The sequence below is a fragment of the Leifsonia sp. SIMBA_070 genome (assembly GCF_046534635.1).
Classification (GTDB): domain Bacteria; phylum Actinomycetota; class Actinomycetes; order Actinomycetales; family Microbacteriaceae; genus Leifsonia.
This window is the reverse complement of sequence record NZ_JAWRYK010001035.1, coordinates 1-231: the sequence shown is the minus strand read 5'-3', so window position 1 is coordinate 231 and position 231 is coordinate 1. Positions and strand designations below refer to the sequence as shown.

The following is a 231-nucleotide window of genomic DNA, read 5'->3' as shown; positions in this document are numbered from 1 at the left end:
GCCGAATTGCGCACGCTCGAGGGGCCGGTCTGGGCGGATCCGGTCTATATTCCGGCGCTCGGCCGCAGCGGCTTCACGCGGCGCCATCCGATCGTCGAGGACGGCCGGTATGTCGGCGCGCTGATCGGCCTCGTGACGGTGGGCGACCTGTCCGCCTTCCTCGGCCGGCTCGAGGCGGACCTGGCGGACTGGACGCCCTTCGTGCTCGACGGCGCCGGCCGGCTGATCGCC

Annotated in this window: 1 protein-coding gene; it reads left to right on the top strand. The window is 73.2% G+C overall.

Annotated features, from left to right (window positions below; all coding sequences use genetic code 11):
* Positions 1 to 231, top strand: a 231-nt coding sequence (locus SB754_RS23300) for a hypothetical protein (RefSeq protein ID WP_410784606.1), incomplete at both ends; no start/stop codon positions are given.